Source organism: Streptomyces sp. NPDC087787 (assembly GCF_044743035.1).
Lineage (GTDB): Bacteria > Actinomycetota > Actinomycetes > Streptomycetales > Streptomycetaceae > Streptomyces.
On sequence record NZ_JBIUVQ010000004.1, the window covers coordinates 137,392 to 161,564 of the forward strand.

Genomic DNA, 24,173 nt, shown 5'->3' on the forward strand with positions numbered 1-24,173 from the left:
TGGACGGCTCCGGCCGTCCGCCTGTCCGCGCGCGCCGCTGCCGATACCCTGATGACCTGATCAACAGGTGTGCGGGGCAGGGAAGCCGGGAAGGCCGCAGATGCAGGAGCGGCGGCAATGGGGGCGGAAGTGACGGACGGATTCGATTTCAGTCCCGGGGCACAGGTGCCCCTGTCCGGCACGGCCGGACAGACGGCGGCGACCAACTCGCTCGCCGCGGCCGCGTACCGGGACGACGAAGTGACCAAGATCCTGGACGCGGACAACGAATGGCACCAGTCCAAGGTCAGCCTCCCGCGCCCGTGGGCGAAGATCTTCCGTCCACGGTTCGGCGAGGCCTTCTCCCGCGCGGTGATCGACCGCATGCTGGGCGCCGGACGGGCACCGCTCATCCAGTCCTTCGGCCTCGAGCCCCAGGTCGTCGTGGAGCACTGCCTCGCGGCCCACCGCATCCGCCGCGACCGCGACAACTGGCTGACGGCCGTGACCGTGCTGTGCGGGCTGCTCTTCCTGCCCGGCCTCCTCGTATGGCTGCTGGTGTTCACCCTGCGCGCCAACGTCAGCAAGCGGGAGGACAAGCGCGCCGGCGCCCTCGCCAACACCCTGCTGGTCGCCGTCGCCGCACTCGCCGTGCTCTTCCTGGTCAAGATGCCCTTCAGCGACTTCTGGGCGTGGTACGCACGCGCGGCTGTCGTCATGCCCGTGGTCGGCTGGTTCTGGGCCAAGCAGATCTGCGAACGCTCCGCTCGCGAACTGCGCGAGCGCTGGTCGGGCCTGCTGAGCGGCGGCGGCGTGGGCGCCAAGATCCCCGAGGCCGTACCGGGCAACCCCGGCGACGCGGCCGAACAGGTCCGCAAGGAACTCGCCCGGCTCAGCGCCGAACAACGCTCCAACTCCGTCTTCTACGCAGGGCCCAAGGGCATACTCGGCATGGGCACGCGCTGGGGAAGCTGGCAGCTGGCCGAGGAACTCGTCTCCGCAGATCCGGGCAAGGAGTTCCACCCCTTCCGCAGCTGGGACGTCATCACCGCGATCCAGGGCGGCCTGGCCATGCTCGAACGCACCTCCATCAACACCGGCGGCTTCCCCAAGCCGACCGTCACCCACTGGGTCGTCACCCCCATCGGGGAGAACGCCAAGGAGGTCTCCCGGCCGAGCGGCACCGATGTCGAGACGTACACGGTCAAGACCCACGCCATACAGGACATCTGCAACAAGCAGCAGTTCGGCAGCGGCGACCGCCACTACCTCGGCGTGCAGTGGACCCTCTGGGACGGCCACCTCGTGATCACCATGCTGGTCACCGTGACCGTGCTGCACGACACCCTGCGCATCGAGGTCACCGGCCACGCCCTCGGACCGGTCAACCCCCTGTTCAACCAGAAGCCGGCGGCCAGGGAGAAGACGGTCCAGAAGGCGCTCCGCTTCTGGGAGACCCGGACGGTGAAACTGCCCCTGATCGACGCCGACGAGGTGGTACGGCTCGCCGCCCGCGCGCCCCTGTCCTGGTACCCGCCCCTGCTGAAGTGGCTCGGCGGCAGCCTCACCCTGCCCGAGCCGTTCGGCCTGCGGCACGCCTGGGCCGACCAGCCCTGGCGGCACCGCTTCATGGCCGACGACGCGCTGCGCGCCGCCACCCCGGTCCTGCGGGTGGTGCACGCCGCCGCGCTCAAGGTCCTCAAGGAGAACGGCGTGAACGTCGAGAAGTTCGGCTCCCGCTCCTCGGTCCTCAGCGGCGCCGTCCAGGACGCGTCACCGAAGAAGGCCGACTCGTACGACGCGTGAGGCGCGGCCCGCCGAGCGGGCTACGCCGGCCAGGCCTCCGCGAGCATCTTTCGGGTGTCGGCGAGGAGCTGCGGCAGCACCTTCGTGTGGCCGATCACGGGCAGAAAATTGGTGTCACCGCCCCAGCGGGGGACGACGTGCTGGTGCAAATGGGCGGCGATACCGGCGCCGGCGACCGTGCCCTGGTTCATGCCCAGATTGAAACCATGAGCACCGGAGGCGCTGCGCAACGCCGTCATGGCCTGCTTGGTGAGCTCCGCGAGTTCCGCGGTCTCCGCTTCCGTCAGGTCGGTGTAGTCGGCGACATGGCGGTAGGGCACGACCATGAGGTGGCCGCCGTTGTACGGGTAGAGGTTGAGCACCGCGTACACCAGCTCGCCGCGCCGGACGATCAGACCGTCCTCGTCGGACTTGGCCGGGATCGAGCAGAAGGGGCAGCCGTCGCCGGCACCGGGGCCGCTCGGCTTGTTCTCGCCCTGGATGTAGGCCATCCGGTGCGGCGTCCACAAACGCTGGAACGCGTCGGGCGTTCCCACTCCCAGCTGCTCTTCCGGCTCACTCATCATGCGTGCAGCATATGGCGACGCTCTGAGGGAACGGGAAAGGCCCCCGGGATCTTCCCCGGGGGCCGACCCCCGCGCAGGCGGGGAGCAACTACACCTGCACGCGGCGCTCCACCACATCAACGAGCTTCGCAAGCGCCTCGTCACGCGGGATGCCGTTCTCCTGCGAACCGTCGCGGTAGCGGAACGACACCGTGCCCGCGTTCATGTCGTCGTCGCCGACGATGATCATGAACGGCACCTTCTGCTTCTGTGCCGTCCGGATTTTCTTCTGCATGCGGTCCGACGAGGAGTCCACCTCGACCCGCAGGCCCTTCCTCTTCGCGTCCGCGGCGAACTTCTGGAGGTACTCCACGTGCGCGTCGCCCACCGGGATCCCGACCGCCTGCACGGGTGCCAGCCAGGCCGGGAACGCACCCGCGTAGTGCTCAAGGAGCACCGCGAAGAACCGCTCGATGCTGCCGAAGAGCGCGCGGTGGATCATGACCGGGCGCTGCTTGGAGCCGTCCGCGGCCGTGTACTCCAGGTCGAAGCGCTCGGGCAGGTTGAAGTCGAGCTGGACCGTCGACATCTGCCAGGTGCGGCCGATCGCGTCCTTGACCTGGACGGAGATCTTCGGGCCGTAGAACGCCGCGCCGCCCGGGTCCGGGACGAGCTGGAGGCCCTGCTTCTCGCCGACCTGGCGCAGGGTCTCGGTGGCCTCCTCCCAGACCTCGTCGCTGCCGACGTACTTCTCCGGGTCCTTGGTCGAGAGCTCCAGGTAGAAGTCGGTCAGACCGTAGTCGCGCAGCAGGTTCAGCACGAAGGTGAGCGTCTTGTCGAGCTCGTCGGCCATCTGCTCGCGGGTGCAGTAGATGTGCGCGTCGTCCTGGGTGAAGCCGCGGGCGCGGGTCAGACCGTGCACGACGCCCGACTTCTCGTACCGGTACACGGTCCCGAACTCGAAGAGCCGCAGCGGCAGTTCACGGTAGGACCGACCGCGCGCGTCGAAGATCAGGTTGTGCATCGGGCAGTTCATGGGCTTGAGGTAGTAGTCCACGCCCTCGTCGAGCTGCATGGGCGGGTACATGCCGTCGGCGTACCAGTCCAGGTGGCCCGAGGTCTCGAAGAGCTTCCCCTTGGTCGCGTGCGGGGTGTAGACGAACTCGTAGCCCTCCTCCTCGTGGCGGCGGCGCGAGTAGTCCTCCATCACACGGCGGATGATGCCGCCCTTGGGGTGGAAGACGGCGAGGCCGGAGCCGATCTGCTCGGGGATGGAGAACAGGTCCAGCTCGCTGCCCAGCTTGCGGTGGTCGCGCTTCTCGGCCTCGGCGAGGAATTCGAGGTGCGCCTTCAGCTCGTCCTTGGACGGCCAGGCGGTGCCGTAGATGCGCTGGAGCTGCTTGTTCTTCTCGTTGCCGCGCCAGTACGCCGAGGCGTTGCGCATCAGCTTGAACGCGGGGATCAGCCGGGTGGAGGGCAGGTGGGGACCCCGGCAGAGGTCCTTCCAGCACAGCTCGCCGGTCTTGGCGTCCAGGTTGTCGTAGATCGTCAGCTCGCCGGCGCCGACCTCGACGTCCGCGCCGTCGTCGTGCGACGCGGAGCCCTTGAGGCCGATCAGCTCCAGCTTGTACGGCTCGTCGGCCAGCTCCTCGCGGGCGGCCTCGTCGCTGACGACACGGCGGGAGAACTTCTGGCCCCGCTTCTGGATCTCCTGCATCTTCTTCTCGATGGCCTTGAGGTCATCGGGGTGGAAGGGCTTCTCGACGTCGAAGTCGTAGTAGAAGCCGTCCCTGACGGGCGGGCCGATGCCCAGCTTGGCCTCGGGGAAGAGCTCCTGCACGGCCTGCGCCATGACGTGCGCGGTGGAGTGGCGCAGGATGTTGAGGCCGTCCTCGGAGGAGATCTCCACACCCTCGACGGTCTCGCCGTCCTCGACCTCGTGGGCGAGGTCCTTGAGTTCCCCGTCGACGCGCGCGGCAACGATCGAGCGCTCGCCGGCGAAGAGGTCGGCGGCCGTGGTGCCCGTCGTCACCGTGCGCTCTTCCCGCTCGGAATCGCGTTGGATGATCACACGGACGTCTGACACCGGTCTCTCCTGACTGCAGGTGGGGTGCGGCGCCATACCTGGAGCGCGCGCATGACTGGGATCGTACCGACCCCGGGCCTTCCACCGCGAAACGATTACGCACGGTCCACGATCGGTCACGGTCGTACCTGGCCGTCAGTCGCGGTCGTCCCCGCCGCACACCTCCTCGAAGTAGTCGAGATCCTCGTGCAGGGACTTCAGCAGCCGGTCCCGCTCCTCGTCGTCCACCTCCACGGGCACGACGCCGGAGGCACCGGTGAGCCGGCGGAAGCCGCCGCGGCTCTCCAGCCGCCCGAGCACCCGCACGGGCAGTCCGACGAGGTGGGCGTGTCCGGCGACGCGGTAGTCCTCCTCGTCCAGGGTCACGCGCACGTACGGCACTTCGGCGCCCGCGAGCACCCGGAGCCGTACGGTGCCCTCGCCGCGTGGGTGCGCTCTGCGCATCCGCACCACGGTGCCGGTGATCCGGGTGGGCACCGACGGCTCGGCGCGCAGGTAGCGGGCGCCGGCCTCGCGCAGTACGGGCAGGTCGCCCGGCGAGAACTCGACGGCCTCGGCGGCGGCCGCGCAGTCCGCGGGTACGCCCGCCGCGGGCGCCCACGCCACGGAGACGCGCGCGCCCTCGGTGCCGCGGACGAGGGCGACGACGGCCTCGGTGAGTTCACGGCTGGCGCCCGCGCGGACGGCACCGTCGAAGGCGTCCATGGCGCCGGTGGCCCGCCGGTAGTCGACGGCCTCGCGGACGGCGTACAGGGCCTGGTGGAGGCGGACGGCAAGAGGCCGGCCGGGGTCGACGGGCACGAAGGCGGTCAGGCCGCGGCCGTCGGCGGCGGAGCCGACGAGAACGTGGTCCAGGGAGGTGGCGGCCGAGCGCCGGTGGCGGGCGCCGTGGTAGCCGGCACGCGCGCGTGTGGCGAGCGCGGCGGCGAGCAGCATCTGGCGGGCGGCGCCGCGCAGCCGTTCCTCGACGGTCCAGCCGGCGGCGTCTGCCGGGCCCTCGGGCACGTCCCGCCACCAGCGGATCTCGTCGCTGGGCAGGGTGAGGGCGACCAGTACCTCGCGCGCGGAGGGCGTGCCGCTGCGGGCGAGGGCGTCAAGGGCCTCGCCGAGCAGGTCGTCGCTGTCGGGGAGGGCGCGGCTCTCGGGTACCAGCAGGCTGGTGCCGGTGCCGCCGGGCCCGGGCGGGGTCCAGCGGCCGTAGCGGCCGGCGGCGCCGCCGCGCCGCTGCCAGCCGTGCCGGTGGAGCAGGGTCCCGAGGACGGCGGGGTCGACGTCGGAGGGGGCGGGGAGACGGCTGCGGTGGGCGTCGGCGAAATGCGGCCGTACCGGTCGCAGGGGCTCGTCGAGGGGGCGGTGCGTCATGGTCTGCCTCCCGTTCCGACCCGCGTCATGATCTCGCACAGGGCCCGGTCGTCGAAGATGCGCGAGGTCGGGATCCGCACGGTGGTGCGGTGCCGGCCGGTGAGGGGGTGGCCGGCGAGGTTGACCCAGTAGCAGCAGTGCCTGAGGTCGAGCCGGTCGTGGCCGGCGCGCAGCCACTGGTCCTGCGACCGGGGCACGATCATGACGACGAGGATCTTGTGCACCGTGACCGGGGTGCGGGCGAGCTTGGCCAGGTGGGCGTTGTCGAGCGTGAAGGAGAAGAACCGGCCTGGGGGGTTGGGCGGTAGCTGGTAGGTGCACTTCAGCTGCACCTTGATGGTCACCTCGTCGTCGACGGTGTGTCCGGGGGCGCTGTGGCTGACGTGCCAGTCGATGCCGCTGTCGGGAAAGGGCTGGGACAGTGAGCAGCCGGCCGCCGCGGCGACCGCGTGCAGATAGCCCACCTGGAGTGTCTCCATGCAGGCGGTGGTGGCGAGTGTGCCCCGTGGGGCGCTCGCGCGCTCGGGCAGCAGCCCGCCCCGCTCGGGCTGTGCCATCACCATGGCGACCAACAGCCTTCCGTGCTTGGTGTATCCCCGCTGCGGGCCCGTGAACTGCAAAGACCCGCACTCCTGTTGTCTCCTTCCGGCGTACGGCGCAAACAGCCCGGGTATCACCAAACGGGCAGCGGGCGGACGCGGCGGACGGCGCGTCAGCTGCCCTCGTGGACCGAGGAGTTGTGGGCCTATGACGAGCTGGTACGAGGGGCCTCTGGCCGCCTTCGACACGGAGACGACGGGCGTCGACGTGGAGACCGACCGCATCGTGTCGGCCGCCCTCGTCGTCCAGGACGCCCCGGGCTTCCGGCCGCGGGTGCACCGCTGGCTGGTGAACCCGGGCGTGCCGGTGCCGGAGGCGGCGAGGGCGGTGCACGGGCTGACCGACGAGCATCTCCAGCTGAACGGGCGCTGGCCGGCGCCGGTGATGTACGAGATGGCCGAGGAACTGGCGGAGCAGGCCGCGCTGGGCCGCCCGCTGGTGGTGATGAACGCTCCGTTCGATCTGACGCTGCTGGACCGGGAGTTGCGCCGCCATCGGGCCTCGTCGCTGGAGCGCTGGTTCGAGGCGTCGCCGCTGCGGGTGCTGGACCCGCGGGTGCTGGACAAGCATCTCGACCGCTACCGCAAGGGCAGGCGCACGCTCACCGACCTGTGCGCGCACTACGACGTGGCTCTTCAGGACGCGCACGACGCGGCGGCGGACGCCCTGGCCGCGCTGGAGGTGGTCCGCTCGCTGGGCCGCCGCTTCGCGGCCCGCCTCGAGCGGCTGACCCCGGCGGAACTGCACACGCTGCAGACGGGTTGGCACGCGGCTCAGGCGCGCGGTCTGCAGGCGTGGTTCGCGCGCAGTGGGACGGAGGAGACGGTGGATCCGTCGTGGCCGCTGCGTCCGGAACTGCCGGCGGCGGCCGCCTGAGGATGAGAAAAGGCCGGTCCGCCTTCGCGGACCGGCCTTACCCGGTGGGCGATACTGGGTTCGAACCAGTGACCTCTTCGGTGTGAACGAAGCGCTCTCCCACTGAGCTAATCGCCCGGGAACGCACTGAACCATACAGGCCCCCGGGGTGTTCGTTCAAACCGCTTCCAGGTGGGCGGCCAGTCCGCGCCGGCCGGCCCGCATCATCAGCCGGTGGTTCGCGCGGAAGGCGGGCCGGCCCGGCACGGCGAACCGCCTGAGCAGCGGTTTGCGCACGTCGACGACCTGGTCGTAGACGGCGAGGGTGCCGGTGCCGTGCGCGGTGAGCGTCCACCGTGCCCAGCCGTCGACGTCCCCGGTGAGCACGGCCTCCAGGACTCCGGCGGCCAGGTCCCGGCGCACCTCGCGTGCGGTGAAGGTCAGGTCGTAGGGCAGGAGGGAACGGATCCGGACGACACCGGCCGTCGGGCCGGTGCGGGTCACCTCGCGCACCTGCCGCCACCAGCTCGGGTAGTCCTCGATCCGTTCCAGCGCCCGGTAGACGGCGTCCGGCGGCGCGGGGAGGGTCCACCGGGTGCGGAAGCGGTAGTGGGTCCAGTCCATGGAACGAGTCTGACGTGAACGGCGGCCGTCCGGACCTCTCCTTCCGTGCCCGGGAAGAAAGGTGACGGCGTTTTGGAATTGCGTCCGTGGATTTCCGCCGAAGACCCCTTGCGGAACTTCTCCCTGAATGGGGTACGGCCCTGGAAGTCGGCCTTCTCCTTGATCCTCGAATACCTTCATCGCGCAGGACGGGATGGGCCGGTCCACTTCTACTGCGCGTTCGCCGGCGCTCCGCTCACAGGTAACGGATCGTCACCGCACCCTCCCCCGCCCCGCGCATACGACGGCGGCCCGTCCGCTTGATCGCAGACGGGCCGCCGGTTCCGGGTGGGCGATACTGGGTTCGAACCAGTGACCTCTTCGGTGTGAACGAAGCGCTCTCCCACTGAGCTAATCGCCCGGGCACAGGGAGAACATTACCGCATGTCAGGGGTGCCCGGGACCATGGTCCGGCGAGCGCCCGGCCCGCGTGTGCCGCGCTCAGCGGCCGACGGCCCTCCAGGGCGGCACCGGGCCGACCCCCCACAGGTACACCCCGGCCAGCGTGGCGACGATCACCAGGCCGATCACGGTCAGCGTGATGTTGCGGCGGCGCACCCTGGGGTCGAGCGCCTGCTGGGCCGCCTCGGTGACCTTGCGCTTGGTCCAGCGCAGCGCGAGCTGGGCCCAGACGAACTCGGTGGCCCAGATCGCCATGCCGCCGAAGATCACCAGCCAGCCGGGTCCGGGCAGCGGGAGCATGACGATCCCGGCGATCACGACCAGGAGTCCGGCGGCGAAGATCCCGGCCTGCCAGCTCAGGTGCAGCACGCGGTGTGACCGGACGAACGCGGGAGCCCGCGAGCCCAGCCCCCGCCGGTCACGCCCCTCGCCCGCCTCCGCCTCGGCGTTCACTCGTCCGGGTTCCTTGGCGGGGCGGTCCGGTTCGTCACTCCGCGTATTCATACGCTGCCACCGTACCGGACGAGAATCCGGTCACCGCAATGGGCGTACCGTACGAACACACCCTCGGCCGGAAGAGTTACGTAAAGCCAAGCAAAACACTCAGAGGGGTTTACAACGGCATCGTAGGTGGCATGTCGATTTCGCCGACGTGCGAATCCCCGAGCGCACACTGAGCGAAAGGCCCTGGCGCTTATGAACACCACGGTCAGCTGCGAGCTGCACCTGCGCCTCGTTGTATCGAGCGAGTCCTCCCTGCCTGTCCCCGCAGGCCTGCGGTACGACACGGCCGACCCCTACGCCGTGCACGCCACCTTCCACACCGGAGCCGAGGAGACCGTCGAGTGGGTGTTCGCCCGCGACCTCCTCGCCGAGGGTCTTCACCGGCCCACGGGCACCGGAGACGTCCGTGTCTGGCCGTCCCGCAGCCATGGCCAGGGCGTCGTGTGCATCGCCCTGAGCTCTCCGGAGGGCGAGGCCCTGCTCGAGGCCCCGGCGCGGGCCCTGGAGTCCTTCCTGAAGCGAACGGACGCGGCCGTGCCCCCCGGCACGGAACACCGGCATTTCGATCTGGATCAGGAGCTGTCGCACATCCTCGCGGAGAGTTAGGCCCGTCGAGGCCCTTCAAGCTGCCCGTTGCCGTCCACTCGGGGAGACGGCTCGGGCCAGGACAACCGCATACGCGAGCACACCGGTACCGGTCTCCCGCGGAGGCTGGTGCCGGTGTGCGCGCGTGGCCGCGGCGGCGTCGTGCGCTGCTCGGGGGCGCGTGGAGCCACTACCATCGGCCTGCATCGGCGGGCGTGTGCCCGATGCCCAGGCCAGGGAGCGAAACGTGCTGATCACCCACGACACCCGGTGCGCGCTGGACACCGTGGTGGATCTGGTGAACACCGCGCCGGAGGACGAAGCGGCGCCGGACGGGCTGGCGGACGTCGCGGCGCTCGGGGAATTCGTCCGCAACCACAGGATGAGCGACGTGGGGGTGCTGTCGGAGTTCGATCTCTCCGCGGTGCGCAGGATCCGTGGCCGGTTCGCGGGGATCTTCGCGGCCCCCGACTGCCGGACTGCGGCGGGCATGATCAACGAGCTGGTGGCCGCCGCGGGCACCACGCCCCGGCTGACGGACCACGACGGGTACGACTGGCACGTCCACTACTTCGCGCCCGGCGCCTCCGTGGCCGACCACCTGGCCGCCGACTGCGGGATGGCGCTGGCGTTCTTCGTGGTGGCCGGGGAGCGGGAGCGGCTGCGGCGCTGCGAGGCTCCCGACTGCCGGCGTGCCTTCGTCGATCTGTCCCGCAACCGCTCGCGGCGGTACTGCGACAGCCGCACGTGCGGCAACCGTCTGCATGTGGCCGCCTACCGGGCTCGCCGCAAGGAGGCGGCCGGCTGAGCGGAGAGCCGGACGACGGACCGGCCGGGGGCCGGGGTCACGGGGCCACCGTCGATGGTTGTCGTGGTCCCCGGCGGGTGGCGCCGGGGACCCACGCGTACGGCTCACAGCAACAGCAGGTCGTGCAACGAAGCCATGAGCAGCAGACACCCGATCACCGCAAGGAAGATCATCAGCGGCGGCTGGGAAAGGGCGAAGAGACATCCGCGCGGCTCGTCCTGAGGGGGCGCGGACTCGCTCTGTGTCGTGTCCACCATCTCGGGGCGATGATGACGCAGCCACCCAGCGGTACGCGATCAACACACCAGGAATGTGCGGGAGTCAGCCGGACTCCGTGATCTTCGGTCCGCTTCGGCGCGGACCGTGATCACTTGCGCGTCCACCCGTGATCACCGTCAGATGCCGTGCTTCTTCAGGATCGCCTCGATGTCGCTGAAGTCGTCGTCGCCCCCGGACGCCGCCGGCTTCGCGGCGGGCCTGCCGGACGAGCGGGCGGCCTGCCCCGGTCCCAGTGAGGGCGCCGACGCCGCCGGGGCCACCGCGCCCCGCTCCGCGGCCCGGGCCGCCTCCTTGCGCTCCTTGCGTGTGCCGCCGCGGCGACGCTCCACCGCGCGGGTCGACGCGAAGAGCAGCCAGGCGGCGCCGAGCAGGCCGAAGCCCGCCCAGGCGGTCGGGCTGAAGGCGGTGCCGGCGAGCCAGCCGACGACGCCGGTCATCGCCAGGGCGACCGGAATCAGGGAGTAGGCGGCGATACGGGCCGCCGCGAGGAAGCGCCGCCGGTAGGCCGTCACCGCGGCGATGCCCAGGCCGGCCGCGGAAACGGCGGAACATACGGTCTCGGCGATCATCCGGTCCTCCAGGCGGGCTCACCGGTCGGGGTGGTTCGTCCCTTCCATCCTGCACCGCCAACCCGCGGGGAGGCCATGTCCCGAGCGGACTTCAGGGAGATCTCCGGGTCGCCTCCTCCGCAGGTCCCGGGGCCACCACGCGTGATCCCGGTTGGGCCGCCCCCGACGGGCCTGGAAGACTGTCCGCATGAGCGACTCCTCCTCCGCGCACGCCCCTGTCCCGGTTCTCGACGTCTGGTGCGAGCTGCAGTGCCCCGACTGCCGTACCGCGCTCGACGAACTGCGTGCCCTGCGCGCCCGGTACGGGGACCGGCTGGAGCTGCGGCTGCGGCACTTCCCGCTGGAGAAGCACCCGCACTCCTTCGCCGCCGCGCAGGCCGCGGAGGAGGCCGCCGAGCAGGGGCAGGGGTGGCCGTACGTGGAGGCGGTGCTGGGCCGGGTCGAGCGGCTGGCCCGCGAGGGCGAGCCCGTCCTGATCGAGGTGGCCCGTGAACTGGGCCTGGACGCCGAGGAGTTCGACACCGCGCTGATCGACGGCCGGCACATCCTGATCGTCGACGCCGACCACGCCGAGGGCAAGGCGATCGGCGTGACCGGCACGCCGACGTACGTGGTGGGGGGCGAGCGCCTGGACGGCGGCAAGAGCCAGGAGGGGCTGCGCGAGCGCGTCGAGGAGATCGTGGACCGGCTGCTGGCCGAGGCCGGGCAGGGGAGCTGACCGGCCCGTCCGTCCCCCCGGTCCCCGTCCCCCGCTCCACGGGACGCCGAAGAGGTGTCTCAGAGCAGTTCCTTGTAGACGGCGCGCACCACGGGCCGGTAGCCGAGGGATTCGTACAGCCGCTCGGCCGGGGTGTTGCCCGCGAAGACGTTGAGGCCCAGGACGTGCCGGCCGGCGGCCAGTGCCTGGGCCTCGGCCAGCAGCATCAGGGAGCGGCCGTGGCCGCGGCCGCGGAAGCGCGCGTCGGCCTCGACGTCGTAGACGTAGGCCCGGTCCTCGATGACCGCCACCCACAGGGTGCCGACCGGGGTGCCCTCGTGTTCCAGGACGCTGAGCAGCATGCCCGGGGTGTCGGGGCCCTGGGGCAGCAGCCGGGCGTGGTCGTCCTTTGACTTGGCCCATGCCTCGTCGGCCGGCACTCCGCGGTCGGTCCAGCTCCGCGCGTAGGCGGCCTTGCCGTGTTCGTGCCAGGGCCCGTACTCGGCCGGGGTCATGGGCCTGCCCCGGCTGCCGGCGGGCAGTTCGGGGGCGTCGGCGCCGAGCTGCTTCTCCATGCCGCGGTTGCGTTCGACGTAGCCGAGCGCCGTGGCCAGCCGGACCGCGGCCTCGTCGTCGGCGGGCACGGAGGCCTCCATCCGCTTGCAGCCCCAGCCGCGCGCCACCTCCTCGGCGGCGAGCGCGGCCACCGTGCCGCGGCCCCGGCCGCGGTCCGGTTCGTCGATGTGCAGGCCGAGGACCCTGGCGACCAAGGGCCCGAAGACGGGGTGCGTGGCGAGGTGTATCGCGCCGACCGGGCGGCTGTTCACGCACACCTGGTAGCGGCGTGAACGGGTGCCGTCGGCGTTCTGCTGCAGCGGCTCGGTCGGCCGCAGGGTCGTGGTCATCAGGGTTGTTCTACCCGCTGCGAGGCGGTGTGGCAGCCGATTGTGTCCCGCTTCCGGGTCGGGGCGTTCCGTTGCCGGGCGCTCCAGGGTCTTTCGTTCGGAGCAGGCCGGATCAGGGAGCCCGGCATGATCCAAATGAGAGGCCCTCCAAACGAGAGGCTTCAGGGATCCAGGCGGTGGGCCGCGTGTTCGTCGAAGATCCGCATGGCCTTGGAGGTCACCGGGCCCGGCGCGCCGGGCAGTTCGCGGTCGTCGACGCGGTGGACGGCCTGGATGTCGCGCAGGGTGGACGTGAGGAAGACCTCCTCGGCCCGGCTCAGGACGTCCAGCGGCAGGTCGGTCTCCTTCGCGCCCGTCCACTCGATCGTGAGGGCGCGCGTGATACCGGCGAGGCAGCCGGAGGCGAGCGGCGGGGTGTGGATCTCCCCGTCGAGGACCACGAAGACGTTGGAGCCGGTGCCCTCGCAGAGCCGTTCCACGGTGTTGCCGAACAGGGCCTCAGTGGCGCCGTGTTGGTGGGCGCGGGCGAGCGCGACGACGTTCTCGGCGTACGAGGTGGTCTTCAGGCCGGTGAGCGCGCCGCGCTCGTTGCGGGTCCAGGGCACCGTGACGACGGCGGTGGAGTCGGCGCGGCGGGTGGTCTCGCCGAGGGCGACCAGCAGGGTCGGACCCCGGTCACCGCGGTCGGAGCCGAGGGGGCCGTGGCCTCCGGTGTAGGTGATGCGCAGCCGGCCCAGCGGCATCGGATTGGCTTCCAGCACGGCGGCGCAGGCGCGGCGCACCTCGTCGTGGTCGGGGTCGGGCAGGCCGAGGCCGCGGGCGGACCGGGTGAGCCGGTCCAGGTGGCGGGTGAGCGCGAACGGCTTTCCGTCGACCGCCTTCACCGTCTCGAAGATGCCGTCGCCCACGGTCAGTCCGTGGTCGAACGCGGAGACACGGGCGGACTCGAAGTCCCGCAGTGCTCCGTCGAGCCAAAGCTTCACTGGTCCTACCTCAGTCCCTCTCCACTGTCCTCATACGTGCCAGACGCTACCGCGAGCAGCCGGGCCGCCTTCAGCTCGGTCTCCCGCCACTCGCCCTCGGGGTCCGAGTCCCAGGTGATCCCGGCGCCGGCGCCGAAACGCAGGACGGGCGTCCCGCCGGCGCGGTCGATCCAGAAGGTGCGTATACCGACGGCCAGCTCGCCGGTCCCGCGGTCGGCGTCGACCCAGCCGATGCCGCCGCAGTAGGGGCCGCGGGGGGCGGTCTCCAGGGCGTCGATGATCCGCAGGGCGCTCGACTTGGGAGCCCCGGTGATCGAGCCGGCCGGGAAGGCGGCGTCGAGCAGCTCGGGCCAGCCGGCGCCGTCGCAGAGCTCGCCGCGGACCGTGGAGACCAGGTGGACCAGTCCGGGGTGCTTCTCGACGACGCAGAGGTCGGGGACGGTGACGCTGCCGGTGGCGCACACGCGGCCGATGTCGTTGCGGACCAGGTCCACGATCATCACGTTCTCGGCGTGGTCCTTGGCAAGGAGTTCCGCCTCGGTGCGGGCGGTGCCCTTGATCGGGCCGGACTCGACCGTCCGGCCGTCGCGGCGCAGGAACAGCTCGGGGGACGCGGTGGCGATCTCCACCCCGTGCCCGGGCAGGCGAATCGTTCCGGCGTACGGGGCCGGGTTGCCGCGGGCCAGTACGGCGGTCAGGGCGTCCACGTCGGCGTCGGGGGCGACCGGCGCGCCGAGGACGCGGCAGAGATTCACCTGGTAGACCTCGCCGGCCGCGATGTGCTCGCGGATACGGCGCACGCCCGCCGTGTACGCGGTGCGGTCGAGGGAAGAGGTCCAGTCGCCGGCCGCCGGGCCGCGCCACCGGCCCGGGACGGGGGCGGGCACGGACTCCTCCCGTACGTCACGGAAGCGGGCGCAGGTCAGCCGGCCCTCGTAGTCCGCGGCGACGGCCCAGAAACCGCTGGAGTCCAGGGCCGCGGGATCGCTGGTGACATCGGTCAGGCCGGTGGCGACACGGTCGCCGAAACGGGCAAGAGGTAGCAGGTCGAGCACGCCGTCGAGTCTAGGACGGGCGCCGCTCCGGGCCGTCCGGGCGTGTCGTTCCGGGCGCCGGCCGGGTCGCCGAGCGGACGCAGCGCAGCACGCTGCGCAAACGCGTTTTTGTGCTGGCCCGGGAATCCGCTAGAGTTCAACACGTCGCCGGGCCGCGCAAGCGGAACGAAACGACAGGCGGACGTAGCTCAGTTGGTAGAGCGCAACCTTGCCAAGGTTGAGGTCGCGAGTTCGAGCCTCGTCGTCCGCTCGCAGGAAGAGGGGACCTCCCGGGTCCCCGTACTCCTGGTGGAGTGGCCGAGAGGCGAGGCAACGGCCTGCAAAGCCGTCTACACGGGTTCAAATCCCGTCTCCACCTCCAAGGACGATTAGCTCAGCGGGAGAGCGCTTCCCTGACACGGAAGAGGTCACTGGTTCAATCCCAGTATCGTCCACTGGATCTGCCGAAGATCCTTACCCGCGCGATTAGCTCAGCGGGAGAGCGCTTCCCTGACACGGAAGAGGTCACTGGTTCAATCCCAGTATCGCGCACAGGGCCCGTGGTCCCTATCCACGACGCTGGTCCCCAGGACGATTAGCTCAGCGGGAGAGCGCTTCCCTGACACGGAAGAGGTCACTGGTTCAATCCCAGTATCGTCCACACACCGGATACCCCCGGCCGTCGCGTACGGCCGGGGGTATCGTCGTTCCGCGCAGCGGCGGCCGGGCCGCCCGGGAACAGAGCAATGCCGGCGCAGCTCCCCAGCTGCGCCGGCATTCTGCCGTCCGCCGCACCCCCGTCCCCACGGGGTTTCATGGGTGGGATGTCCCCGCCCGGACCGCTCTTCCGGGCCTGGGGTCGCCGCTCAGCGCCCCAGCATCACACCCACGGACGACGCCTGTGTGGCCACTGTGTTCCAGCCGTCGAAGACGAGCAGGAGCAGGGCCGCCAGGGGAAGGGCCATCAGCGTCGCCACCAGGGGGTGGCGGCGGCCCGTACGACGGGGGCGCGTGAGGCGCTCCTGGGTGCGGAGCAGTGTCCGCGGTGCCGTCAGGGCCATGGTCCCTCTCCTGACCGTCTCGGTTGTCGTTGGCAGCGGCGGGTGCTTGACCTCGGGGGACGAGTGCCGCACCCGCCGCTTGACCTCAAATCTAGGTGCGCGGCGCATCCGGGACGTCATGCCCTCGTACCGATTGGGAGGCCTCCCGGAGGATGAGCCGTGAGCTGGGGACTACTCCCCTGGGTGGAGACGTGACTCCGGGCCTGGGGGTCTTCCCGGAGGGGTCGTCAGCGGCACCGCCGCCCTCACCGGGCCGCCGGACGAGCCCCACCCGCTGTGCGTGACTTCGCTCACCTCGGCCGCTCCCCGGCGCGGGGCCCGCTCCCCCCGTCGGCGGGGGCCGTCCGCCACCCGTACCCACCGCCTTCGGGTACTGGTCCAACCTCCTTCCTCCGACGGGGGGTTGGGATCTTGGAACGCCCCGAGGAAGCCCTGCGCAGGTTCGTTGACCGGGCGTCAAATCCGGTGTCCCGCGCGGACAATCGATCGGGTCGAGAGGGCGCGGCCTCTGCGCGCGAGCGGTCCCGGATACGTAAGCTGAGGCTCGTCACAGGGACCGGGCAGCGGGGATGAACATGGCGATGATGCGCCTGAGGCGCGAGGACCCGCGCGTCGTCGGCTCGTTCAGGCTTCACCGACGGCTCGGCGCGGGCGGGATGGGCGTGGTCTACCTGGGCTCCGACCGGAAGGGCCAGCGAGTGGCGCTGAAGGTCATCCGGCCGGACCTGGCGGAGGATCAGGAGTTCCGCTCGCGGTTCGCGCGGGAGGTCTCGGCGGCGCGGCGGATCCGGGGCGGGTGCACGGCGCGGCTGGTGGCCGCGGACCTGGAGGCGGACCGGCCGTGGTTCGCCACGCAGTACGTGCCCGGACCCTCCCTGCACGACAAGGTGGCCGAAGAGGGCGCCCTGAGCACGGCGGAGGCGGCGGCGGTCGGGGCCGCGCTGTCCGAGGGGCTGGTCGCCGTGCACGAGGCCGGGGTGGTGCACCGGGACCTCAAGCCCTCCAACATCCTGCTGTCCCCCAAGGGACCGCGGATCATCGACTTCGGCATCGCCTGGGCCACCGGTGCCTCCACGCTCACGCACGTGGGCACCGCGGTCGGCTCCCCGGGCTTCCTCGCCCCGGAGCAGGTGCGCGGCGCTGCCGTCACCCCGGCCACCGACGTGTTCGCGCTGGGGGCGACGCTCGCGTACGCCTCCACGGGCGACTCGCCGTTCGGGCACGGCAGTTCCGAGGTGATGCTGTACCGCGTGGTGCACGAGGAGCCGCAGCTGCACGGGGTGCCGGACGCGCTCGCTCCGCTGGTCCGGGCGTGTCTGGCGAAGGACCCCGAGGAACGGCCCAGCACGCTGCAGTTGTCGTTGCGGCTGAAGGAGATCGCCGCGCGCGAGGCACAGGACCTGGGTGAGGCGCGGGCGTCCGCGCCGCGTGCCGCGGAGGCGGACCGGTCGACCGGTCCCCTGGTCGACAGCCACCCGGGGCGGCAGCGCCCCGGTCACACCGAGCAGGGGCGGGCCCGGCGGCGCCCGCCCGGCTCCTCCCCGGGCACTCCCGTCCCTCCGTCGCGGGGCGGCGCGTCATCCCGCACGGGCGGCAAGTCCCGGGGCGGCGGTCCGCGCCCGGCGCCACCGTCCCGGGGCGGTTCACGCTCGGGCACGGGCAGCCGTCCGGTACGGCGCGACGGCTCCGTGCGGGCGGGCCCGCGGGGCACGTCGAGCGGTCTGCGGCCCGCCAACCCGCGTCTGCTGCGGCAGCGTCTGACCGTGTTCGTGGTGGTGACGCTCCTGGTCGCCCTCGGCATCGCGGCAGCCCAGGGCTGCCAGGGACCCACGCGGGGGCTGGGCGGCGAAGGCTCCCGGGACCAGCGGCCCGCACACGCGCGGGCGGCGGAGTCACCCCCGCCCGGGCACGCGTAGGCGGCGGGAGCCGCCGGGGCGGCCGGACGGGCACGTCCCCCGCTCGTCGGGCCGGATCTACTGCTGGGGGCGGCCTGTTGCCACCGCGTAGAAGGCGACCGCGGCCGCGGCGCCCACGTTCAGGGAGTCGACGCCGTGCGACATGGGGATGCGGACCCACTCGTCGGCGGCCTTCAGAGCTCGGGGGGACAGGCCGGCGCCCTCGGCGCCGAGCATCAGGGCGACCCGGTCCATGCGGTGCGGGGCGGCCTCGTCCAGCGTCTTGGCCCGGTCGTCGGGGGTGAGGGCGAGCAGCGTGAAACCGTCCTCGCGCACCGGCTCCAGGCCGCCCGGCCAGCTGTCGAGACGGGCGTACGGCACGGAGAAGACCGCGCCCATGGAGACCTTCACGCTGCGGCGGTAGAGCGGGTCGGCGCAGTCCGGGGAGAGCAGGACGGCGTCCATGCCGAGGGCGGCGGCGGAACGGAAGATGGCGCCGATGTTGGTGTGGTCGTTGACGGACTCCATGACCGCGACCCGGCGGGCCGTCCGCAGCACCTCGGCCGCGGTGGGCAGCGGCTTGCGCTGCATGGAGGCGAGGGCACCGCGGTGGACGTGGTAGCCGGTGACCCGTTCGGCGAGCTCCGGGCTCACCACGTAAACAGGTGCGGCGAGTTCGCCGATGACGTCGCGCATGGCGTCGACCCACTTCGCCGACAGCAGCATCGAGCGCGTCTCGTACCCGGCGTCCCCGGCCCGGCGGATGACCTTCTCGCCCTCGGCGATGAACAGGCCCTCGGCGGGTTCGCGCCTGCGGCGCAACTCCACGTCGGTCAGGTCCGTGTAGTCGCGCAGGCGCGGGTCGTCGGGGTCCTCGACGGTGATGAGTTCGGCCACGGGTGTCACTGCCTTGTCCTGATGATGGGGCGGTCGGACGGGGTCACGTGTCGGTTCGCGGGCCCACCGCGACGACTTCGCCGATGACGATGACGGCAGGCGGCCTGACGTCCTGCGCGCGTACGGTCTCGGCGACCGTCGCGAGCGTGGCGTCGACCCGGCGCTGGGCGGCCGTCGTGCCCTCCTGGACCAGGGCCACCGGGGTGTCGGGGGACTTGCCGTGGGCCACGAGCGTCTCGGCGATCCGGCCGATCTTGTCGACGCCCATCAGGACGACGAGCGTGCCGGTGAGCGCGGCCAGGGACGGCCAGTCAACCAGGGAACGCTCGTCGTCGGGTGCCACGTGCCCGCTGACCACGGTGAACTCGTGGGCGACCCCGCGGTGGGTGACCGGGATGCCGGCCGCGCCCGGGACCGAGATGGAGCTGGAGATGCCCGGGACGACCGTGCAGGGAACGCCGGCCTCGGCGAGTGCCTTGACCTCCTCCATGCCCCGGCCGAAGACGTACGGGTCTCCGCCCTTGAGCCGGACCACGGACTTGCCCTGCTTGGCGTGCTCGACGAGGGCCTGGTTGATCGCCTCCTGGGCCATGAAACGGCCGTAGGGGATCTTCGCGGCGTCGATCACCTCGACGTGCGGCGGGAGTTCGGCGAGCAGGTCGCGCGGGCCGAGCCGGTCGGCTATGACGACGTCGGCCTCGGCGAGCAGCCGGCGGCCGCGGACCGTGATCAGGTCCGGGTCGCCGGGGCCGCCGCCGACCAGGGCGACGCCGGGGGTGCGGGTGCGGTGGTGCGGGGCGACCAGCGTGCCGTCGCGCAGGCCTTCCACGACCGCGTCGCGGATGGCCGCGGTGTGCCGGGGGTCGCGGCCGCGAGCGCTGGTGGTGAGCACCGCGACGGTGACGCCCTCGCTGTGGCCGGTGGCCGGGGTCCAGGCGGTCGCGGCGTCGGCGTCGTCGGAGCGGACGCACCACACGCGCAGGCGCTCCGCCTCGGCCGAGGCGCGCGTGTTGGCGTCGTGGTCGCTGGTGGCGATCAGGGCGTACCAGGCGTCGGCGAGGTCGCCGTCCTCGTACGGCCGCCGCCTCCAGGTGATCTCGCCCGCGTCCGCCATCGCCTCCACGGAGGGGGTCGCCTCGGGCGACACGAGGACGATGTCCGCCCCCGCCGCGACGAGCGCCGGGAGGCGGCGCTGGGCGACCTGCCCGCCGCCGAGGACGACCACACGGCGGCCGGTCAGGCGGAGGCCTACGGGGTAGGCGGGGTGTTCGGCCATGGGGCGAGCTCCTCTTGCGGCGGCGGTGCGGTAGCCCTGACGTGCGGATTTTACGCGGTCGGGTGGTGCGGTGGACCGGGCGTCCGGTGGTTGGGCTGCCGGACCGGGGGCGGGACGTGGGCCACGGCCACCGAACCGGCATGGCCGGGTGGGGGACGTGGACCGTGGACACAGCCGCGGCAGGGCCGAGCGCGGGCCCGGGGCACCGCCCCGGCGCAGCCGGGGCCGGTGCGGGACCATCACCGCGGCACGGCCGGGTACGGGCCCCGCGCACCGCCCCGGCGCGGCCGGGTACGGGCCCATGGGCACCACCGCGGCAGAGCCGGGTGCGGCTGTGGGCAGCGCCCCGGCGTGGTGGTGGACGCACCGTGGGCGCGTCCGTCCACCGCAGTGCCCCGCGGTCGCGGAATCACGGATTCCGCGTGGGCTACTTCTCCGTGACTCCCGCCGAGTCGAACGTGGCCACCTCGTGCATCGCCCGGGCCGTGCTCTGCACCAGCGGCAGGGCGAGCAGCGCGCCCGTGCCCTCGCCGAGGCGCAGGTCGAGGTCGACCAGGGGGCGCAGACCGAGCTTGTTGAGGGCGGCGACGTGGCCCGGTTCGGCGCTGCGGTGACCGGCGATGCAGGCCGCCAGCACCTCGGGGGCGATGGCGCGGGCGACCAGGGCGGCGGCGCCGGCGCTGACGCCGTCCAGGATGACCGGCGTGCGCAGGGAGGCGCCGCCCAGCAGCAGACCGACCATGGCCGCGTGCTCGAAGCCGCCGATCGCGGCGAGTACGCCGATGGGGTCGGCCGGGTCCGGCTGGTGCAGTTCCAGTACGCGGCGGACCACGTCGGTCTTGCGGGCCAGGGTCTCGTCGTTGATGCCCGTGCCCCGGCCGGTGACCTCGGCGGGCTCGGCGCCCGTGAAGACGGAGATGAGGGCGGCGGACGCCGTGGTGTTGGCGATGCCCATCTCACCGGTGAGGAGTGCCTTGTTCCCGGCCGCCACCAGGTCGCGGGCGGTCTCGATGCCCACCTCGATGGCCTGTTTGGCCTCCTCGCGGGTCATCGCGGGCCCGGCGCTCATGTCGGAGGTGCCGGCGCGGACCTTGCGGGGCACCAGACCCGGCGTGGCCGGGAGGTCGGCGGCGACGCCCACGTCGACGACGCAGACCTCGGCGCCCACCTGGGCTGCGAAGGCGTTGCAGACCGCTCCCCCGCCGAGGAAGTTGGCCACCATCTGGGCGGTGACCTCCTGCGGCCAGGGGGTGACCCCCTGGGCGTGCACACCGTGGTCGCCGGCGAAGACCGCCACGGCCGCGGGTTCGGGGATCGGCGGCGGGCACTGGCGGGACAGGCCGCAGAGCTGCGCGGAGATGATCTCCAGCATGCCGAGCGCGCCGGCCGGCTTGGTCATCCGCTTCTGCCGCTCCCAGGCCTCGCCGAGCGCCTTGGCGTCCAGCGGGCGGATCTGCGCGACGGTCTCGGCGAGCAGGTCGTGCGGGTCCTCACCCGGCAGGGCGCGACGGCCGTACGTCTCCTCGTGCACGACCCAGGACAGCGGGCGGCGCTTGGACCAGCCCGCCTGCATCAGCTCCGGCTCGTCCGGGAACTCGTCGACGTAGCCCACGCACAGGTAGGCGACGACCTCCAGGTGCTCGGGCAGGCCGAGCACACGGACCATCTCGCGCTCGTCGAAGAAGCTCACCCAGCCGACGCCGAGGCCCTCGGCGCGGGCCGCGAGCCAGAGGTTCTCGACCGCGAGCGCGGAGGAGTACGGCGCCATCTGCGGCTGGGTGTGGCGGCCCAGGGTGTGCCGGCCGCCGCGGGTCGGGTCGGCGGTGACGACGATGTTCACGGGGGTGTCGAGGATGGCCTCGATCTTCATTTCCTTGAACTGCTTCGCCCGGCCCTTGGGCAGCGACTTGGCGTACGCGTCGCGCTGGCGCACCGCCAGCTCGTGCATCGCCTGGCGGGTTTCGTCGGAGCGGATGACGACGAAGTCCCAGGGCTGCGAGTGGCCCACGGACGGTGCCGTGTGGGCGGCCTCCAGGACGCGCCGCAGCACCTCGTGCGGGATGGGGTCGGGGCGGAAGCCGTTGCGGATGTCGCGGCGCTCGCGCATCACCCTGAGCACGGCCTCCCGCTCGGCCTCGTCGTAGCCGGGCGCGGCCGGGCCGGTGGGCCGCGGTGCCTCCGTCTCCTCGGCCGCGGTCTCCTCCCGGACCTGTGGGTCGGCGCCGTGGGTGTCCAGGTCGTCCGCGTGCTGGACGGCCTCGGGCGCGGGCTCCTCGCCGGACGCGGCGGGGGCGTCGCCGTCGCGCGGCGCGGGGACCGTGACGACGGGCTCCTCGCGGGCGAGCTGGTCCGCCGGGACGGCGATGGGGTGCGGCGGGGTCGGGGCCAGGTGTGGGGCGGTGGGCACCGACCCCTCGACGGGCACGAACTCTCCGAGGGTCTGGCCGGGTTGGGGCTGAAGCGGGACGCCGGGGTGAAGGTACGCGCCCTCGCTGTGCTCGCCCGGGGCCGGGTCCGCGGACGTCGTCGCGTCCGGCTCGGCGGGCTGGGACCCGGCCGTTTCGGGGGCGACGGCCGGGACGGCTGCGTCGACGGGACGGGGAGCGTCCGCGTCCTGGGCAGCGGCGTCCGCGATGTGATCCGCGGCAGGTGCGGCGGCAGCCTCGGCCGCGACCTGCGGGCCGGCCTCCGCGGCGGTGGGCGCCTCCGGCTGCTCCATGACGGGGACGGGCGCGGCGGTGGCCTCGGCGGGGGTCGCCGGGACGGGCGCGGCGTCGGAAGCGTCGGCTGCCTGAGCAGGCGACTGGGCGGCCTCGGCCGGTCCGTCCGCCGCCACGGGGGCCTCGGCGATGCCGCCCGCGGCTGCCCGCGCCTGCACGGCCTCGGCCGGCGCGGTCTGCTCGGCGGCCGCTTCCGGGGCGTGGACGGGCGCGGGCTCGGCCTGCGCGCCCTCGGGGCCGGTTCCGGTCGTGTGCGTCGTCTCGGCGGCGGCCACGGCGTGGGCGGGTCCACCCGCCGACGCGGCCTCGGCCGCGCCTCCAGGAGCCTCGCCGTTCTGGGGCGCCTGCACGCCCTCCGCCACCTGCGCGGTGCCCGGAGCGGCGGGTTCGGCCGCGCCGCCTGGCGCCACCCCGGTCACCGGAACAGGGGCACCGGGAGCGACGCCTGCACCCTCGGGCCCCGGTCCGGCCTCGGGCATCCGCCCACCGTCCGGCACCTGGCCCGCGTCCGGGGCGACCGCGGCGACGTCAGCCTCCGGCCCGGGCTCCCCGGCCGGAACCTGACCCGCACCCGCGACAACCCCTGCGACGGCGCCCTCGGGCAGGGCTGACCCGCCCTCAGGCACAGCGACACCGGCACCCTCCGACTGCGGCACCTGAGCCGCACCCGCGACAACCCCGGCCACAGCGCCCTCAGGCAGAGCTGACCCGCCCTCAGGCACAGCGACACCGGCACCCTCCGACTGCGGCACCGCGCCCGGCACCTGACCCGCGGGCACACCCCCGGCCACGGCACCCACGGGCAGGGGTGACCCACCCTCAGGCGCGCCGGCGGCCTCGACCGCGTCCACCGGCACCGCGATACCGGCGTCCTCCGGCTGCGGTCCCGCCCCGGGGGCGACCGCTTCCGAGGGTGGCGCCCCGGCGCCGGCCGGAGAGGCCACCACGGTGGGCCGGGCGCCCCAGGGCGCCGCGCCCTGCGGGGCCGTTTCGCGTGTCTGCGGGACGTCGAGGTACTCGGGGCCTGCCGCGGGGGGTCCGGGCCGGCGGAGCGGCGCGTCCGCGGGGCCGCGGTCGGCCAGGGAACGGACCGGGCTCGCGGAGGCGTCGGGAATCGGCGGGCCGAGGTGCAGTGGCCGGCGCGGAGGCACGGCCGCGGGGATCCCGGCCGCCGGCGTGGCCGTCGGGTCGGGGTGCCGCACGCCGCCGAGGTCGACGGAGCCGGTGTCACGGCCGGCCGTCTCGTGCGGGCCCGGCTGGTGGACGGCTTCGAGGACCGGCTCCGGGGCGGGCGGGGACACCTCGTTGCCCCATGCTCCGTGGGAGCCCGGCAGCAGCAGGTCTTCGTCCCTGGCGGGAGCCTCGGAGAGGTAGGCGTACGCACCGTGCGCGGGAACGCCCGGCTGTTCCACCATGCCTGCGCTCTCCGGCAGTCCCTCGCCCGGGACCTGGCCGGTGTCGGTCATGCGTACCCCTCGCCCATCGGTTTCGTGCTCCTACGACCAGCTCACCCGGAACGGCGCACCGACCGCCCCCAGTGAAGAACGAGCGTCCGCGCCCTGCGGCACGAACAACCCGCCCGGAAAAGGCGACAAAGCCATTGAGTGGCATTCTCGCGGTCGTCCGGCCGCCGTGACAGCGTGATCCGCGACGGGCCGCTGT

General features: G+C 72.7%; 21 protein-coding genes and 7 tRNA genes. 11 read left to right on the plus strand and 17 right to left on the minus strand.

All coding sequences use genetic code 11. The annotated features are described in order from the left end of the window. Nucleotides 1–117 precede the first annotated feature (117 nt). A complete protein-coding gene (locus tag ACIOWN_RS08490; protein ID WP_362347043.1) occupies nt 118–1,785 on the plus strand; it encodes a hypothetical protein in 1,668 nt (555 codons plus the stop codon). A 20-nt stretch (nt 1,786–1,805) separates the two neighbouring features. On the opposite strand, the gene ACIOWN_RS08495 is transcribed toward ACIOWN_RS08490, so the two are convergent. The 4 genes from ACIOWN_RS08495 to ACIOWN_RS08510 form a co-directional block, all read right to left on the minus strand. Then, nucleotides 1,806–2,351 (minus strand): HIT domain-containing protein, encoded by a 546-nt coding sequence (locus ACIOWN_RS08495; protein WP_362347041.1) that lies wholly within the window; start codon nt 2,349–2,351, stop codon nt 1,806–1,808. A gap of 88 nt (nt 2,352–2,439) precedes the next feature. Further along, the gene (gene thrS / locus ACIOWN_RS08500) at nt 2,440–4,416 is read right to left on the minus strand and encodes a threonine--tRNA ligase (RefSeq protein ID WP_362347039.1); all 1,977 of its coding nucleotides are present in this window, start codon (nt 4,414–4,416) and stop codon (nt 2,440–2,442) included. 135 nt (nt 4,417–4,551) lie between these two features. After that, a complete protein-coding gene (locus tag ACIOWN_RS08505; protein ID WP_362347037.1) occupies nt 4,552–5,778 on the minus strand; it encodes a hypothetical protein in 1,227 nt (408 codons plus the stop codon). Then, nucleotides 5,775–6,341 (minus strand): DUF4365 domain-containing protein, encoded by a 567-nt coding sequence (locus ACIOWN_RS08510; protein ID WP_362347240.1) that lies wholly within the window; start codon nt 6,339–6,341, stop codon nt 5,775–5,777. Before ACIOWN_RS08510 ends, ACIOWN_RS08505 begins: the two co-directional genes overlap by 4 nt. Before the next feature lie 184 nt (nt 6,342–6,525). On the opposite strand from ACIOWN_RS08510, the gene ACIOWN_RS08515 reads away from it, so the two are divergent. Further along, a complete protein-coding gene (locus ACIOWN_RS08515; RefSeq protein ID WP_100567839.1) occupies nt 6,526–7,254 on the plus strand; it encodes a 3'-5' exonuclease in 729 nt (242 codons plus the stop codon). 45 nt (nt 7,255–7,299) lie between these two features. Here ACIOWN_RS08515 and ACIOWN_RS08520 read toward each other — a convergent pair. From ACIOWN_RS08520 to ACIOWN_RS08535, 4 genes are all read right to left on the minus strand, one after another. Then, a tRNA-Val gene (locus ACIOWN_RS08520) sits at nt 7,300–7,371 on the minus strand. A 39-nt stretch (nt 7,372–7,410) separates the two neighbouring features. Further along, nucleotides 7,411–7,857, minus strand: a complete 447-nt coding sequence (locus tag ACIOWN_RS08525) for an SRPBCC family protein (protein ID WP_362347036.1) — start codon at nt 7,855–7,857, stop codon at nt 7,411–7,413. Nucleotides 7,858–8,185: 328 nt separating this feature from the next. Further along, nucleotides 8,186–8,257 (minus strand) — tRNA-Val (locus tag ACIOWN_RS08530). An 80-nt stretch (nt 8,258–8,337) separates the two neighbouring features. Then, complete coding sequence (locus tag ACIOWN_RS08535; protein WP_401981183.1) at nt 8,338–8,802, minus strand: TIGR02611 family protein; 465 nt, start codon at nt 8,800–8,802, stop codon at nt 8,338–8,340. 192 nt (nt 8,803–8,994) lie between these two features. On the opposite strand from ACIOWN_RS08535, the gene ACIOWN_RS08540 reads away from it, so the two are divergent. Next, nucleotides 8,995–9,408, plus strand: a complete 414-nt coding sequence (locus ACIOWN_RS08540) for an SsgA family sporulation/cell division regulator (RefSeq protein ID WP_004002642.1) — start codon at nt 8,995–8,997, stop codon at nt 9,406–9,408. Nucleotides 9,409–9,634: 226 nt separating this feature from the next. Further along, nucleotides 9,635–10,195, plus strand: coding sequence for a CGNR zinc finger domain-containing protein (locus tag ACIOWN_RS08545; protein WP_362347033.1), 561 nt, complete (start codon nt 9,635–9,637; stop codon nt 10,193–10,195). Nucleotides 10,196–10,299: 104 nt separating this feature from the next. Here ACIOWN_RS08545 and ACIOWN_RS08550 read toward each other — a convergent pair whose 3' ends face one another. Together ACIOWN_RS08550 and ACIOWN_RS08555 are read right to left on the minus strand one after the other, a co-directional pair. Next, on the minus strand, nt 10,300–10,452 hold the full coding sequence (locus tag ACIOWN_RS08550) for a hypothetical protein (protein ID WP_361412767.1): 153 nt from the start codon (nt 10,450–10,452) through the stop codon (nt 10,300–10,302). A 138-nt stretch (nt 10,453–10,590) separates the two neighbouring features. Further along, complete coding sequence (locus ACIOWN_RS08555) at nt 10,591–11,043, minus strand: hypothetical protein (protein ID WP_362347032.1); 453 nt, start codon at nt 11,041–11,043, stop codon at nt 10,591–10,593. A 187-nt stretch (nt 11,044–11,230) separates the two neighbouring features. Between ACIOWN_RS08555 and ACIOWN_RS08560 the strand changes: the two genes are divergently transcribed. Beyond that, on the plus strand, nt 11,231–11,761 hold the full coding sequence (locus ACIOWN_RS08560; RefSeq protein WP_401981186.1) for a DsbA family protein: 531 nt from the start codon (nt 11,231–11,233) through the stop codon (nt 11,759–11,761). A gap of 59 nt (nt 11,762–11,820) precedes the next feature. Here the strand turns inward: ACIOWN_RS08560 and ACIOWN_RS08565 are convergent, their stop codons facing one another. The 3 genes from ACIOWN_RS08565 to ACIOWN_RS08575 form a co-directional block, all read right to left on the minus strand. Beyond that, a complete protein-coding gene (locus tag ACIOWN_RS08565; RefSeq protein ID WP_362347028.1) occupies nt 11,821–12,645 on the minus strand; it encodes a GNAT family N-acetyltransferase in 825 nt (274 codons plus the stop codon). Between the two features lie 161 nt (nt 12,646–12,806). Beyond that, the gene (locus tag ACIOWN_RS08570) at nt 12,807–13,628 is read right to left on the minus strand and encodes an aminodeoxychorismate lyase (RefSeq protein WP_362347026.1); all 822 of its coding nucleotides are present in this window, start codon (nt 13,626–13,628) and stop codon (nt 12,807–12,809) included. A 5-nt stretch (nt 13,629–13,633) separates the two neighbouring features. Then, nucleotides 13,634–14,683 carry a chorismate-binding protein gene (locus ACIOWN_RS08575; protein ID WP_401981187.1) on the minus strand — a complete coding sequence of 350 codons (1,050 nt, stop codon included), beginning with the start codon at nt 14,681–14,683 and terminating at the stop codon, nt 13,634–13,636. 177 nt (nt 14,684–14,860) lie between these two features. Here ACIOWN_RS08575 and ACIOWN_RS08580 point away from each other — a divergent pair. The 5 genes from ACIOWN_RS08580 to ACIOWN_RS08600 all read left to right on the plus strand — a co-directional run bounded on the left by ACIOWN_RS08580 (nt 14,861) and on the right by ACIOWN_RS08600 (nt 15,323). Beyond that, nucleotides 14,861–14,933: transfer RNA gene (locus ACIOWN_RS08580), tRNA-Gly, on the plus strand. A 37-nt stretch (nt 14,934–14,970) separates the two neighbouring features. Continuing rightward, nucleotides 14,971–15,044 (plus strand) — tRNA-Cys (locus tag ACIOWN_RS08585). Nucleotide 15,045: 1 nt separating this feature from the next. Further along, nucleotides 15,046–15,117: transfer RNA gene (locus ACIOWN_RS08590), tRNA-Val, on the plus strand. 25 nt (nt 15,118–15,142) lie between these two features. Next, nucleotides 15,143–15,214, plus strand: a tRNA-Val gene (locus ACIOWN_RS08595). 37 nt (nt 15,215–15,251) lie between these two features. Beyond that, nucleotides 15,252–15,323, plus strand: a tRNA-Val gene (locus tag ACIOWN_RS08600). Nucleotides 15,324–15,528: 205 nt separating this feature from the next. Here ACIOWN_RS08600 and ACIOWN_RS08605 read toward each other — a convergent pair. Beyond that, nucleotides 15,529–15,723 (minus strand): hypothetical protein, encoded by a 195-nt coding sequence (locus tag ACIOWN_RS08605; RefSeq protein ID WP_100567830.1) that lies wholly within the window; start codon nt 15,721–15,723, stop codon nt 15,529–15,531. Between the two features lie 569 nt (nt 15,724–16,292). On the opposite strand from ACIOWN_RS08605, the gene ACIOWN_RS08610 reads away from it, so the two are divergent. After that, the gene (locus ACIOWN_RS08610) at nt 16,293–17,639 is read left to right on the plus strand and encodes a protein kinase (RefSeq protein ID WP_401981190.1); all 1,347 of its coding nucleotides are present in this window, start codon (nt 16,293–16,295) and stop codon (nt 17,637–17,639) included. Nucleotides 17,640–17,696: 57 nt separating this feature from the next. On the opposite strand, the gene ACIOWN_RS08615 is transcribed toward ACIOWN_RS08610, so the two are convergent. The 3 genes from ACIOWN_RS08615 to cobT all read right to left on the minus strand — a co-directional run bounded on the left by ACIOWN_RS08615 (nt 17,697) and on the right by cobT (nt 23,977). Next, the gene (locus tag ACIOWN_RS08615; protein WP_362347020.1) at nt 17,697–18,515 is read right to left on the minus strand and encodes an RNA methyltransferase; all 819 of its coding nucleotides are present in this window, start codon (nt 18,513–18,515) and stop codon (nt 17,697–17,699) included. A gap of 43 nt (nt 18,516–18,558) precedes the next feature. Next, nucleotides 18,559–19,791, minus strand: a complete 1,233-nt coding sequence (cobA, locus tag ACIOWN_RS08620; protein WP_401981193.1) for a uroporphyrinogen-III C-methyltransferase — start codon at nt 19,789–19,791, stop codon at nt 18,559–18,561. Nucleotides 19,792–20,218: 427 nt separating this feature from the next. Beyond that, nucleotides 20,219–23,977, minus strand: a complete 3,759-nt coding sequence (cobT, locus tag ACIOWN_RS08625) for a nicotinate-nucleotide--dimethylbenzimidazole phosphoribosyltransferase (RefSeq protein ID WP_401981196.1) — start codon at nt 23,975–23,977, stop codon at nt 20,219–20,221. Nucleotides 23,978–24,173 lie beyond the last annotated feature (196 nt).

What these genes read in the sequence shown, in the direction of transcription:
- ACIOWN_RS08490 (WP_362347043.1), top strand. Translation starts at nt 118, where the DNA reads ATGGGGGCGGAAGTGACGGACGGATTCGATTTCAGTCCCGGGGCACAG.
- ACIOWN_RS08495 (WP_362347041.1), bottom strand. Translation starts at nt 2,351, where the DNA reads ATGATGAGTGAGCCGGAAGAGCAGCTGGGAGTGGGAACGCCCGACGCG.
- ACIOWN_RS08505 (WP_362347037.1), bottom strand. Translation starts at nt 5,778, where the DNA reads ATGACGCACCGCCCCCTCGACGAGCCCCTGCGACCGGTACGGCCGCAT.
- ACIOWN_RS08510 (WP_362347240.1), bottom strand. Translation starts at nt 6,341, where the DNA reads ATGGTGATGGCACAGCCCGAGCGGGGCGGGCTGCTGCCCGAGCGCGCG.
- ACIOWN_RS08515 (WP_100567839.1), top strand. Translation starts at nt 6,526, where the DNA reads ATGACGAGCTGGTACGAGGGGCCTCTGGCCGCCTTCGACACGGAGACG.
- ACIOWN_RS08525 (WP_362347036.1), bottom strand. Translation starts at nt 7,857, where the DNA reads ATGGACTGGACCCACTACCGCTTCCGCACCCGGTGGACCCTCCCCGCG.
- ACIOWN_RS08535 (WP_401981183.1), bottom strand. Translation starts at nt 8,802, where the DNA reads ATGAATACGCGGAGTGACGAACCGGACCGCCCCGCCAAGGAACCCGGA.
- ACIOWN_RS08540 (WP_004002642.1), top strand. Translation starts at nt 8,995, where the DNA reads ATGAACACCACGGTCAGCTGCGAGCTGCACCTGCGCCTCGTTGTATCG.
- ACIOWN_RS08550 (WP_361412767.1), bottom strand. Translation starts at nt 10,452, where the DNA reads ATGGTGGACACGACACAGAGCGAGTCCGCGCCCCCTCAGGACGAGCCG.
- ACIOWN_RS08555 (WP_362347032.1), bottom strand. Translation starts at nt 11,043, where the DNA reads ATGATCGCCGAGACCGTATGTTCCGCCGTTTCCGCGGCCGGCCTGGGC.
- ACIOWN_RS08560 (WP_401981186.1), top strand. Translation starts at nt 11,231, where the DNA reads ATGAGCGACTCCTCCTCCGCGCACGCCCCTGTCCCGGTTCTCGACGTC.
- ACIOWN_RS08565 (WP_362347028.1), bottom strand. Translation starts at nt 12,645, where the DNA reads ATGACCACGACCCTGCGGCCGACCGAGCCGCTGCAGCAGAACGCCGAC.
- ACIOWN_RS08605 (WP_100567830.1), bottom strand. Translation starts at nt 15,723, where the DNA reads ATGGCCCTGACGGCACCGCGGACACTGCTCCGCACCCAGGAGCGCCTC.
- ACIOWN_RS08610 (WP_401981190.1), top strand. Translation starts at nt 16,293, where the DNA reads ATGAACATGGCGATGATGCGCCTGAGGCGCGAGGACCCGCGCGTCGTC.
- cobA (WP_401981193.1), bottom strand. Translation starts at nt 19,791, where the DNA reads ATGGCCGAACACCCCGCCTACCCCGTAGGCCTCCGCCTGACCGGCCGC.
- cobT (WP_401981196.1), bottom strand. Translation starts at nt 23,977, where the DNA reads ATGACCGACACCGGCCAGGTCCCGGGCGAGGGACTGCCGGAGAGCGCA.